A 12,556-nucleotide genomic window follows, 5' to 3' on the forward strand; every position below is an offset into this window, starting at 1 on the left:
GGGGCCCCCCCCCCCCCCCCCCCCCCCCCCCCCCCCCCCCCCCCCCCCCCCCCGCGCCGCCCCCCCCCCCCCCCCCCGGCCCCCCCCCCCCCGCCCCCCCCCCCGGGGAACGGAGGAGCTTCGTCCAATCCATAAATCCTCCCCCGGAGGGGGAGGATTTGATCAGAGCCCCCCATCCTACTCCCCGCTAAACATAAACTAGATCGCGCTCCCTCAGCCCGCTTCCTAAATCGCCCCCCATGCTGCATTCCGGGAACATGACGGAGAACCAGGCTCAAGCGACCGCATCGCTCGCCCCCGCGCGCCTGACGCACCTCCAGCGGCTCGAGGCCGAGAGCATCCACATCCTGCGCGAAGTCGTCGCCGAGGCCGAGCGCCCGGTGATGCTCTATTCGATCGGCAAGGACAGCGCGGTGATGCTGCACCTCGCGCGCAAGGCCTTCTACCCCGCGCCGCCGCCCTTCCCGCTGCTCCATGTCGACACGACCTGGAAGTTCCGCGCGATGTACGATCTGCGCGACAAGGCCGCGCGCGACGCCGGCATGGAGCTGCTCGTCCACAAGAACCCCGAGGCCGAGGCGCTGGGGATCAACCCCTTCGATCATGGCGGCCGCCATACCGACATGTGGAAGACGGAAGGGCTCAAGCAGGCGCTCGACAAATACGGCTTCGACGCGGCCTTTGGCGGCGCCCGGCGCGACGAGGAGAAGAGCCGCGCCAAGGAGCGCGTGTTCAGCTTCCGTACCGCCTCGCATCGCTGGGACCCGAAGAACCAGCGCCCCGAGCTCTGGCATCTCTACAATGCCCGCAAGCAGAAGGGCGAGAGCATCCGCGTCTTCCCGCTCTCCAACTGGACCGAGCTCGACATCTGGCAGTACATCCTTGCCGAGGGGATCGAGATCGTTCCGCTCTATTTCGCCGCCCCCCGTCCGACGGTGGAGCGCGACGGCCTGCTGCTGATGGTCGATGACGAGCGCTTCCGCCTCAACCCCGGCGAACAGCCGGTCACCCGCTCGGTCCGCTTCCGCACCCTCGGCTGCTACCCGCTCACCGGCGCGGTCGAGAGCGAGGCGGATACGCTGGAGGCAGTGATCCAGGAGATGCTGCTGACCACCACCTCGGAACGCCAGGGCCGCGCGATCGACCACGACCAGGCGGCGAGCATGGAGAAGAAGAAGCAGGAGGGGTATTTCTGATGGCCCGCGTCCTTCTTCTTCGTCGCCCTGAACTTGTTTCAGGGTCCAACCCTCCACAAGCGAAGGCATCCGTCGTTGCGCCTTGGATGCTGAAACAAGTTCAGCATGACGGAGTGTGGGCATGACCTCCTACCGCCCCGACGCGCTCATCGCGTCCGACATCTCCGCCTATCTCCAGCTGCACCAGAACAAGTCGCTGCTGCGCTTCATCACCTGCGGCAGCGTCGATGACGGCAAGTCGACGCTGATCGGCCGGCTGCTCTACGATTCGAAGATGATCTTCGAGGATCAACTCGCGTCGCTCGAGGCAGACAGCAAGCGCGTCGGCACCCAGGGCGGCGAGATCGACTTCGCGCTGCTGGTCGATGGCCTCGCCGCCGAGCGCGAGCAGGGCATCACGATCGATGTCGCCTATCGCTTCTTCGCGACCGAGAAGCGCAAGTTCATCGTCGCCGACACGCCCGGCCACGAGCAGTATACCCGCAACATGGTGACGGGCGCTTCGACCGCCGATCTCGCGGTGATCCTGATCGATGCGCGCAAGGGCGTGCTCACCCAGACGCGGCGCCATTCCTATCTCTGCCATCTGCTGGGCATCCGCCACATCGTGCTGGCGGTGAACAAGATGGACCTGATCGGCTACGACCAGTCCGCCTATGACGCGATCGTCGAGGACTATCGCGCCTTCGCCGAGAGCATCGGCATCACCAGCTTCACGCCGATCCCGATCTCGGGGTTCAAGGGCGACAACATCACCGGCTCCAGCCCGAACACGATCTGGTACACCGGCCTGTCGCTGCTCCAGCATCTCGAGGGCGTCGAGATCGACGCGGACGCCGATGCCGCGCGCCCCTTCCGCCTGCCGGTGCAGTGGGTGAACCGGCCGAACCTCGATTTCCGCGGCTTTGCGGGGATGATCGCGGCGGGCACGGTGCGGCCGGGCGACAAGGTGCGGATCCTGCCCTCGGGGCAGGTGACCGAGGTGGCGCGGATCGTCGCTTTTGGTGGCGATCGGGAGCAGGCGGTTGCGGGCGAGAGCGTCACGCTTACATTGGCGGACGAGGTCGATTGCTCGCGCGGCAACGTGATCGCGGCGGCGGATGCGCCGCCCCAGGTCGCGGATCAGTTCCAGGCGACGATCGTGTGGATGGACCAGGCGGAGCTGCTGCCGGGGCGGGCCTATTGGCTCAAGCTCGGCACCCAGACGGTCAGCGCGACCGTCCAGCCGCCGCGCCATGCCGTGTGCGTCAATACGATGGCCGAGCTGAGCGTGAAGACTCTGGGCCTGAACGACATCGGAATTGCCGAGGTTTACACCGACCGCGGAGTGGTTTTCGAATCCTACGCCCAAGGCAAGGACCTTGGTGGATTCATCCTGATCGACAAGGCCACGAATGCGACTGTGGCCGCCGGAATGCTCAATTTCTCGCTGCGGCGAGCCCAGAATGTCCATTGGCAGGCCGTGGAAATCAACCGCGAGGCCCATGCCAAACAGAAGCACCAGGCACCCCGGCTGCTCTGGTTCACGGGCCTTTCCGGCTCGGGCAAGTCGACCATCGCCAATCTGGTCGAGAAGAAGCTGCACGCCATGGGCAAGCACAGCTTCCTCCTCGACGGCGACAATATCCGCCACGGCCTTAACAAGGACCTTGGCTTCACCGATGCGGATCGCATCGAGAATATCCGCCGCGTCGGCGAAGTCGCGAAGCTGATGACCGATGCGGGCCTGATCGTCCTCACCGCGTTCATCTCGCCCTTCCGGGCCGAACGCGAACTGGTCCGCCGCATGCTTCCCGAAGGTGAGTTCTTCGAGATCCATGTCGATACGCCGCTGGAAGTCGCCGAAGCGCGGGACGTGAAGGGCCTCTACAAAAAGGCCCGCGACGGCCAGATCGCCCACTTCACCGGCATCTCCAGCCCCTATGAGGCACCGGAGGCGCCGGAAATCCGGGTGGACACCACGCGCGAGAGCCCCGAGGACGCAGCCGAACGGATCGTGGAGACGATCATGGGCACGTGGAGTCCGGTGATTTGAACGACGCTGAACTGGCCAGGGAAGTCGCCGAGGAGGCCGGCGCGCTGCTGCTGCGCATCCAGAACGAATGCGCCGGCGGAGATCGCGGCGACCGCGAGGCCAATGCGATGATCCTCGCCGCGCTGGCGCTGGCACGGCCCGACGATGCGGTCCTCTCCGAGGAATCAGCGGACGATCCCGCGCGGCTGTCTGCCAGCCGGGTGTGGATCGTGGACCCGCTCGATGGCACGCGCGAATTCGCCGAGCGACGCGGTGACTGGGCAGTGCACATCGCCCTCGCCATCGATGGCGCGCCGGCAGTAGGCGCGGTCGCCCTGCCCCGTCTTGGCTGCACGCTCTCGAGCGATTGCCCGCCCGCCTTGCCCGAAGGTGAGCTGCCGCCCCGCATGCTGGTGAGCCGCACGCGCCCAAGCCAGCTCTGCGCCGGCGTGGGCGAGCGGATCGGAGCGGTGCATATCGGCATGGGCTCGGCCGGTGCCAAGGCAATGGCAGTGGTGCGCGGCGAGGCCGAGATCTATCTCCATTCGGGCGGCCAGCACCAATGGGACAATTGCGCGCCGGTCGCGGTAGCGCTCGCAGCCGGGCTCCACGCTTCGCGGATCGACGGCAGCCCGATCGTCTACAATCAGGCGAGCACAAGCATTCCGGACCTGCTGATCTGCCGCAAGGAATGGGCACCGATCGTGCTTGAGGCAGTGAAGGACTGCGGCGCGGATCTCTGAGATTTCGCCGCTAAGTGTGTCGCGCTGATTCCCAGCGACTCGCGGATTCAACGCGAGTCGCGCGTAGACGCCGATTCCAGGACATGGTAAACGCTCCGTTTGGGAGGGGCGTTTTTTGACTGCCGATATCTGGTTCTTTCTGGCGATCGGATTCAGCTTTGCGGGCTATGCGACCTACCTGATCGGGCTGCGTCGTGAGCTGGTGGAGCCGAACCGTGCGTCATGGCTGATCTGGAGCGCAGCGACCACGCTCGAGGCACTGACCTATGCCGCCGTCAATCCCGGCGCGCCGCAGGGCTGGGTGTTCGCGCTGTCCTCGATCGCCTGCATCCTGGTGACGATCGGCATCTGGCGGCGCTCCTCCTGGGCCCCGCCCTCGCCCACCGAGACCTTCTGCATCGCCGCCAGCCTGAGCGCGTTGCTGCTGTGGCTCGTCTTCCGCGAAGCCTTCTGGGCGCACATGCTGGTAGTGCTCGCGGTGCCGGTAAGCTTCTGGCCGACCTGGGCCAGCGTCTGGACCGATCGTAACCGCGAACGCTCCCCGGCCTGGGGTCTGTGGACCTTCGGTGACCTGGCCACGCTGCTGATCGCCGTACGCGGCGCCGAGCCGAGCGTCGCCGAACTCGCCTATGTGATCGTCGAGTTCCTCTGCCATGCCAGCGTCTGGTTCCTGATCGGCCTGGCGACGATCAACCCGCTGCGCTCCTTCGGCACCCGCCGCGGCGGGCTGCGCTGGCTCGATCGCTACCGGCCTTCAGGCAATCTCTTCAAGGTGGGTGACAACCATCTGGGCAAGGCTGTCTATGCCGCAAGCAGCTTTGCCGAAGGCGACGTGCTGATCGAGTTCACCGGCCGCCGCTTCCGTGCCGACCAGATTCCCAGCCTGATGCGCGGCAGCAACGACCGCTTCGTCCAGGTGACGCCCGACCATTATATGGGCCCGTCCGGCCGGATCGACGACCTGGTCAACCATAGCTGCGATCCCAATGCCGGACTGCGCTTCACCGATCGCGGCGTGTTCCTGGTCGCCGTGCGTGCGATCCAACCGGGCGAGGAGATCGCCTGGGACTATTCGACGACGCTTCGGGAATCGAACTGGCACATGATCTGCCAGTGCCGTTCGGAACAATGCCGCCGGGTGATCGGGAACTTCGACAGCCTCGATCCGGACCGGCAGGAGTGGTTCCGGGCGCGGAACCTGGTCGCACCCTATCTGCGGCGAAAGGATGAGGTGGCGGGTCCCCACCGCGCCGCCGGGCAGCGTTAGGCCGCCATCCCGCTCGGCTGGGCCAGTTGGGCAGTCCCCAGCGTCAGGATCGCCTTGGCGCCCGTGCCCCTGCCGTCGCTGAGCAGGTCGAGCCTGCCTTCCATCGCCAGCATCGAATTCGCGCACCAGTGCAACCCCAGCCCGCCCGACTTGTGCGCGCGGGTGGAGAAACCGCGCTGGAACAGCGTGGGTGCAGTCGATGGATCGAAGCCCTCGCCATCGTCGCGGATATGGATTTCGGTGTTCTCGCCCTTCTGCTGGATCGTCACCGCGATCGAACCGCTGGTCCGCCCCGTCGCCGCGATTGCCTCGGCAGCATTCGCGAATAGGTTGCCGACCACCTGGCTGAGGATCACCCGGTTCGCCATCACCCATTGCGGCTTTGACGGGAAGCTGAAGGCAATCGAGTTCTCGCCCGAATACCGCGCGATCGTGGCGTTCTGGGCGACGATATCGGTGATATCGCAGGCATCGAGCGGTGGACGTTCGTGCGCCGCCTCCTGCTGCTGGCCGATGATCTCCAGCACATGGTGGAGCGCCTCGCGACCGATCGTGATCTGCTCGCGCCGATCGCTGCGTTCCTGCTCCACGCTTTCGATCGCAGCAGCGAGAAAGGCGACCAGCTTCTGCCGGCGCACCGCCGGGATCTCCTCGCCCGCCAGCTCGCCGAGCGCGCGATCGAGCAGTGCGCGGTCCATCGGCGCCCCCGTTCCCAGCCCCTGGCTGAGTACCGTGCTGATCGGGTTCAGTGCGTTGCGGACATTGTGCATCACCGCGACCGCGCTTTCGCTGCGGCCGAGCGAGAAGCTCTGCACCTCGAGCTGCTCGCGCAGGTCCTTGAGCTGCTTGAGCATCGAATTGAAGCTGGTGACGAGACTGCCGATCTCGTCATCGCGCTCCTTGTCGGTGAGCAGCCCGAGCGTGCCCGACGCGCGAACCACGCCCATATGCTGCTCGACCCGCTTGAGCGGCCCGAGCACGAGCCGCGCGATCATCCGGCGCAGCACCAGCAGGACGATCGCCAGCAGGATCGACGACCCGACCACCGCGAGCACCAGCATACGGGTACCCAGCGTAGAGAGGTCACGCGGCACGGTGTAGGTGGCGGTGGCGACCGAGCGGCCATCCGGGCCCGGGACCGGCACGGCGATACGGGTGCGGGTGGTGCCGGGCGTCTTGGTGACTTCGGCTACGGGATTGTCGAGCGCGAGGCTCGCCTTGAGCTGGAGCAGGGTGCTGAGCTGGCTTGCGGTGACGGCGCGCGCCATTAGCACATAGCCGCGCGGACTTCCGCTGCCATCGCTCTTGCGCACCTGCGCGACGCCTATTGCGGCCAGCCTATCGCCCAGCCGCATGAAGAAGCCGGCCGAACTCTGGCCGTGCAGTGCCCCCGAGAAATCGAGCTTGGAGATAGCGGTCGTCAGCTGCGCGCGCATCGCCGGCACATCGGCCTGTTTCTCGAGATCGAGCCAGCGGGCGATGACGATCGAGCGGTCCGGCCGGACATAGGCCATGCCGTTGACGTCGAGATTGACCATGGCGAGCGTCGAGAAGCTCTCTTCCTCGAATGCCCTGGTCGGGTTCGCCATGTAGTCGTAGGACGAGTTCCAGTCGCCATAGTCACGCACGGCGTTCTCGACCTTGGCCGAGACGTCGTGAACCACCGCTTCGGTGCGCGCGACATGCGCATTCACGGCGTCGCGCTCGAGCTGGTTGAAGCTCGGCGTGATGACGGTAGCCAGCATCAACGTAAGCGCGGCGGCGCCGACCACGCCGACGCCGGTGAGGATCAGGACCAGTTTCGCGCCGAGCGAGGCCGGCGCCTTGAGGCGCCCCCGGGTTGGCATCAGCCGTGCGTCCCGTTGCTCAGTTCGGCCTCAGGCTCCTCGATGCCCATATAGCGCTTGTTGGCGAGCACCAGCGCATCCTCGGCATCCATCGGACGGGCGAGATAATAGCCCTGGAGATGGCTGCAGCCGGCCAGGCGGAGCGCCTGGAGCTGCGCTTCAGTCTCCACGCCCTCGGCCACCACTTCCATGCCCAGCGCACGGCCGAGATGGATGATCGAGTGGACGATCGCCGCGCTCTCGCGCTCCCGGCCCATGCCGTCGACGAAGCTGCGATCGATCTTCAGGCAGTCCAGCGCGAAGCGGCGGATATTGTAGAGGCTCGAATAGCCGGTGCCGAAATCGTCGAGCGCGATGCGGAAGCCCATCTGGCGGAGCTTGAACAGCGTCTCGGCGGCACGTTCGACATCGTCGAAGATCGCCGTCTCGGTGATCTCGATCTGGAAGCGGCCGGGCTCGACGCCGGCATTGGCGACGCGCTCCATCACATGCGCCACGAAATTGTGGCGGCGGAACTGGCGCGGCGAGAAGTTCACCGACACATATTGCCCCGGCCAGGTCTTGAGCGTCTCGACGGCACGGTCGATCACCCAGTCGCCCAGTTCGTGGATCAGGTTCGATTCCTCGGCGATCGGGATGAACATGCCCGGCGAGACCATGCCATATTCCGGGCTGCACCAGCGGATCAGCGCCTCGAAGCCCGTGATCTCGAGCTGGTCGCGACCGACGATCGGCTGGAAGACGAGCTTGAGCTCGCCCTTCGCGATAGCCTCGGAAAGCCCGCCTTCGATCTGACGGCGGAATCGGATCGATTCGTCCATCGCCTCGTCGAACAGGCGAACGATACCGCGGCCATTGTGCTTGGCCTCGTTGAGCGCGAGGTCGGCACGGCGCATCACGTCGATCGGATCATGGATCGTGCCGGGCTCGACCACCATAAGGCCGACCGAGGCCCCGCCCTGCACCGAGTGACCGAACACCTTGAAGCTGACCGAAACCGCCTTAAGCAGGCGCTCGGCGACCATCGTCGCCTCGTCCTCGCCGGTCACGGGATAGAGCATCGCGAACTCGTCGCCGCCCAGCCGCGCGACAAAACCTTCTGCCGGCACGTTCGTCTGGAGAATCTCGCAGACCATGCGAATCAGCTCGTCGCCGGCGAGATGGCCGAGCGTATCGTTGACGATCTTGAACCGGTCGAGGTCCATCATCGCCATGGCGAAGCACTGGTCGCCCTTCACCGCCTTGCCGAGCATGTGGAGGAACGAGAGGCGGTTGGGCGCGTCGGTGAGCGAATCATGGTTGGCGATGTGGACGGCGCGGGATTCATTGGCGGCCAGTTCGAGCTTCTGCTCCTCGAGCAGCGCGATGGCGCTGCGCAGCTTGCCGTCGGCTTCCCAGCGATGCGCAAGCGCGGTCGCCGTCTGCATCACCTCTTCCGCCTGGAAGGGCTTGGCGATGTAGAAGATCTTGTCGGCGGGGCCGGCGGCGCGGCTGATGTCGAGCGGGGAGAAGTCGGAATAGCCGGTGACGATCACCAGATTGATGTCGGGATCGAGCGCGCGGATGCGGCGAGCGGTTTCCTTGCCATCGATGCCCGGCGGCATGCGCACGTCGATGAACGCGACGGCGAAACGCTTACCGGTCTCGATCGAGTCCTGGATCGCCTCGACGGCATCCAGGCCCTGGTTGAAATGGGCACAGTCGAAGTCGATCGCGTCATTGGCGGGCTCTGACGGTGCGTCATCCTCGTCGCCGAACAGCTCGGCCGCCATGGCGCTCAGCGCGGTCGCGTTGCCGCCCCGGCGGCTCCCGAACACCTGGCGGTACGACTCGTGCATCGCCGGTTCGTCGTCCACGATCAAAATGCGCACTTGCGAAATCCCCTCGCTCATCCCTGCAAACGAGGTAAGCGGACAGCGTTAAGGAGCGGTAAAATCATTACGCCTCCGAGAGGGAAAGGCGCCGGACAAGGTTAAGGATGACGCGCGGTTTACCCGTCGATCCGGCCACGATAGCAAGGCTGGATAACAGGAGGATGCATGACCGACCCGCTCGCCGCCCGATCGCTGCTGTTTGCACCGGGTGATTCCGAACGCAAGATCACCAAGGCAGGCGCGAGCGAAGCGGATCTGGTGCTGCTCGATCTGGAAGACGCGGTGGCCGAGGCGAACAAGCCCGCCGCCCGCACGCTGGTCGCCCAGCATCTCAAGACAGCCGAGCGCGCCCAGCAGCAATGGGTACGGATCAACCCCCTCGACACCCCGCATGCCCTGCCCGACCTCGCGGCGATCGTGCCCGGTCGCCCCGACGGGATCATGCTTCCCAAGGCCAGTCGCGCCGAAGCGGAACTGCTTCATCACTATCTGACTGCACTGGAGGCCGCGCATGGCCTTCCCCAGGGCGGCATCCGCACGATCGTGGTGGCAACGGAGACCGCGCAGGCGATCTTCGGGCTTGGTGACTATGCCGGCTGCCCGCGCCTCGCCGCGCTCACCTGGGGGGCCGAAGATAGCGCCACGGCGCTGGGCGCGACGCACAACCGCGACGAGGCGGGGGAATATGATTTCCCCTATCAGGTCTTCCGCGCCCTCGCCCTGACCGGTGCGGCAGCGGCAGGCGTAACGCCGATCGAAACGATCCATGGCGATTTCCGTGACCTGCAGGGGCTGGAGAAGGTCGCAACCAAAGCGCGCCGCGCGGGTTTCCGCGGGATGCTCGCGATCCATCCCGATCAGGTGCCGGTGATCAACCGCGCCTTCTCCCCTTCCCCGGCCGAGATCGAGCGCGCCGAGAAGATCGTGGCCGTCTTCGCGGCTAATCCGGCTATGGGTACGATCGGACTGGAGGGCGAGATGCTCGATATGCCGCATCTGAAGCGCGCCAAGGCCGTGCTGGCGATGCGCCGGTGATATGCGTTGATTTGCCGTAGCCTGGCTAGGACATTGCTGATGCAGCTCGACGGGGTACGATGATCGAAGCACCTGCTGAACCATTGCCGGTTGGCGAGGACGAGTTCCGCCTGATCGCGGACAGCGCCCCCGTCGCCGTGTGGGTCACGCGGCTCGATCGCCGTCGCAGCTTCGTCAATCGCGCCTATGTCGCCTTTCTCGGCGTTTCCTATGCGGAAGCATTGGAGTTTGACTGGCGACGGATCATTCACCCCGATGACGCCGCGCGACTGCTCGCGGAATCGGTGGCGGGCGAAGCGAGCCTCCAGACCTTCGAGCTGGAGGGCCGGTATCGCAACGCCGAGGGCGAATGGCGCTGGCTTCACTCGACGTCGCAACCTCGCCGCGACGCCGAGGGGCGTCACATCGGCTTTATCGGCGTCGCGCATGACGTGACCGAGGCCAAGACCGCCGAACTGGCCCTGCGCGAGCGCGAGGCACAGCTCTCCGCCTTCATCAGCCAGACCACCGCCGGCTTTGCCCAGGTCGATCTCGAAGGCCGCTTCACCCTGGTCAATGATCGCTTTTGCGACATCACCGGCTGGAGCCAGGAAGCGCTGATGGGCATGACCATGCAGCAGATCACCCATCCGGACGATCTGGTGCGCAACGTGCCGCTGTTCGAACGTGCGGTGCGGGAGGGCACGCCCTATACTCATGAGAAGCGCTATGTCCGCGAGGACGGCGGCATCGTCTGGGTGAACAATTCGGTCGCGGTGATCCGCCGTGCCAATGGCGAGCCCTTCGGCGTGCTGGCAGTGACGCTGGACGTCACCCAGCGGCGCGAGAGCGAGGAGGCACTGCGCAAGAGCGAGGAAACGCTTCGCCTCGCCACCGAGACCGCGGGCATGGCGACCTGGGAACTCGATCTCGAGACGATGGAGGGCACCTGGTCGCCCAATCGCTTCGACCTGCTCGGCATGGCGCGCCGTCCCGATGCACGCGGTACCTTCGAGGAGTGGATCGAGCGCGTGCATCCCGCCGATCGCGAACGGACGCGCGAGGCGGCGCTGCGCTGTTTTACCGAGGGCACGCCCTATACGATCGAATATCGCATCCTGCGTGCCGACGATGGCGCCGAACGCTGGCTGCAAAGCCATGGCAACCGGATCGACTATGGCGACAGCCGACCCAGCCGCTTCGTCGGCGTCTCGTTCGACGTGACGGCGCGCCGACGCGCCGAGGACGAGCTGCGCGAGAGCGAGACGCGCTTCCGAACGATCTTCGAGCAGGCCAACGACTTCCTGATCACCACCACGCTCGACAATCGGGTGACGTCGGTGAACCCGGCGGTGGTGGAAGCGATCGGCTATGACGAGAGCGAGATTCTCGGCCACTCGATCGCCGAGTTCATGGACCCGGACCAGTTTGCGATCAGCATGGACGCGTTCAACCGCAAATTGCAGCATGGCGGATCGACCCGGCTCACCGTCAGGCTGCGCGCCAAGGACGGGCGCGAGCTGATCTGGGAAGTCAATTCACGGCTCAGCCTCGACGATCAGGGCCAGCCCGTGGCACTCCATGCGATCGGCCGCGACATGACCGAGGCGAAGCGCGCCGAGGCACATCTCCGCCTGCTGATCGATGAGCTCAACCACCGGGTGAAGAACACGCTGGCGATCGTCCAGGGCATCGCCCAGCAGAGCTTCAAGGACGACGTGCCGCCGCGCCAGGCCCGTGCCGCCTTCGAAGGCCGGCTGGCCGCCCTGTCCGAAGCGCACAACCTGCTCACCCGCGAGTATTGGAGCCTGGTGTCGATGCGCCAGATCATCGAGGACGCGCTGCGCCCGCACGGCGAGGCCTGTCGCTTCACGCTCGACGGGCCGGACCTGACGATCCTGCCCAAGACCGCGATCAGCCTGGCTCTGGCGATCCACGAGCTGGCGACGAACGCGGTGAAACACGGCGCTCTGTCGCGGCCAGAGGGCCGGATCGCCGTGCATTGGCAACGCGTCCATAATGACGGCCCCGCCCGCCTTTCGATGCGCTGGGAGGAAACCGGCGGGCCGACCGTGTCGGCGCCCAGCCGCCGCGGTTTCGGTACCAGGATGATCGAGCGCGGCCTGGCGGCCGAGCTGGGCGGCAGCGTGAAGATCGAGTTCCGGCCCGAGGGGCTGGTTTGCGTCGTCGATGCCCCGCTGCCGGAGGGCGCCGAATGAGTGGGCTGGAGGGCCTGCGCGTGCTCGTCGTCGAGGACGAGCCGGTGGTGGCGATGTACCTCGAAGACCTGCTCGAGGCGCTGGGCTGCCAGACGATCGGACCGGCGAGCCGGCTGGCCGAGGGGCTGGCGCTGGCTGAGGAGCAAGGCTTCGAGGTGGCGATCCTCGACATCAACCTGGGCGGCGAGCGCAGCACCCCGATCGCCGAGACACTGCGGGCACGCGGGGTGCCCTTTGCCTTTGCCAGCGGCTATGGCGCGCCGCCGGAGGGCTTTGGCGACGAAGTGCCGATGATCGAGAAGCCCTATCGCGAAGCCCAGGTGGCCGCCGCACTCGACCGGCTGCTGGCCCGGTAGCTCAAGACCTCCCAAAGTACACGAAG

General features: G+C 66.2%; 9 protein-coding genes. 7 read left to right on the forward strand and 2 right to left on the reverse strand.

Going from position 1 to position 12,556, the window contains the following annotated elements:
• Positions 1-257 precede the first annotated feature (257 nt).
• From cysD to AAHM44_RS20770, 4 genes are all read left to right on the forward strand, one after another.
• Positions 258-1,196, forward strand: a complete 939-nt coding sequence (gene cysD / locus AAHM44_RS20755) for a sulfate adenylyltransferase subunit CysD (RefSeq protein ID WP_269576583.1) — start codon at positions 258-260, stop codon at positions 1,194-1,196.
• A gap of 121 nt (positions 1,197-1,317) precedes the next feature.
• Positions 1,318-3,231 carry a sulfate adenylyltransferase subunit CysN gene (gene cysN, locus AAHM44_RS20760; protein ID WP_342251178.1) on the forward strand — a complete coding sequence of 638 codons (1,914 nt, stop codon included), beginning with the start codon at positions 1,318-1,320 and terminating at the stop codon, positions 3,229-3,231.
• On the forward strand, positions 3,228-3,953 hold the full coding sequence (locus AAHM44_RS20765) for a 3'(2'),5'-bisphosphate nucleotidase CysQ (RefSeq protein WP_342251179.1): 726 nt from the start codon (positions 3,228-3,230) through the stop codon (positions 3,951-3,953). Before cysN ends, AAHM44_RS20765 begins: the two co-directional genes overlap by 4 nt.
• 115 nt (positions 3,954-4,068) lie before the next feature.
• Positions 4,069-5,220 (forward strand): SET domain-containing protein, encoded by a 1,152-nt coding sequence (locus AAHM44_RS20770; RefSeq protein ID WP_342251180.1) that lies wholly within the window; start codon positions 4,069-4,071, stop codon positions 5,218-5,220.
• On the opposite strand, the gene AAHM44_RS20775 is transcribed toward AAHM44_RS20770, so the two are convergent.
• Together AAHM44_RS20775 and AAHM44_RS20780 are read right to left on the reverse strand one after the other, a co-directional pair.
• Positions 5,217-7,067, reverse strand: coding sequence for a sensor histidine kinase (locus AAHM44_RS20775; RefSeq protein ID WP_269574556.1), 1,851 nt, complete (start codon positions 7,065-7,067; stop codon positions 5,217-5,219). The genes AAHM44_RS20770 and AAHM44_RS20775 overlap by 4 nt on opposite strands.
• Entirely contained in the window at positions 7,067-8,959 is a 1,893-nt protein-coding gene (locus AAHM44_RS20780) for a putative bifunctional diguanylate cyclase/phosphodiesterase (RefSeq protein WP_269574555.1), read from the reverse strand. The genes AAHM44_RS20775 and AAHM44_RS20780 overlap by 1 nt, the downstream gene beginning before the upstream one ends.
• A 147-nt stretch (positions 8,960-9,106) precedes the next feature.
• On the opposite strand from AAHM44_RS20780, the gene AAHM44_RS20785 reads away from it, so the two are divergent.
• From AAHM44_RS20785 to AAHM44_RS20795, 3 genes are read left to right on the forward strand one after another with little or no spacing between them, the layout of a single operon-like run.
• Positions 9,107-9,976, forward strand: a complete 870-nt coding sequence (locus tag AAHM44_RS20785; RefSeq protein WP_342251181.1) for an HpcH/HpaI aldolase/citrate lyase family protein — start codon at positions 9,107-9,109, stop codon at positions 9,974-9,976.
• Positions 9,977-10,035: 59 nt separating this feature from the next.
• On the forward strand, positions 10,036-12,174 hold the full coding sequence (locus AAHM44_RS20790; RefSeq protein ID WP_269574553.1) for a PAS domain-containing sensor histidine kinase: 2,139 nt from the start codon (positions 10,036-10,038) through the stop codon (positions 12,172-12,174).
• Positions 12,171-12,530 (forward strand): response regulator, encoded by a 360-nt coding sequence (locus AAHM44_RS20795; protein ID WP_269574552.1) that lies wholly within the window; start codon positions 12,171-12,173, stop codon positions 12,528-12,530. Before AAHM44_RS20790 ends, AAHM44_RS20795 begins: the two co-directional genes overlap by 4 nt.
• Positions 12,531-12,556: the final 26 nt, after the last annotated feature.

It is taken from the genome of Sphingomonas sp. OTU376, from assembly GCF_038440415.1.
Lineage (GTDB): Bacteria > Pseudomonadota > Alphaproteobacteria > Sphingomonadales > Sphingomonadaceae > Sphingomonas > Sphingomonas kyeonggiensis_A.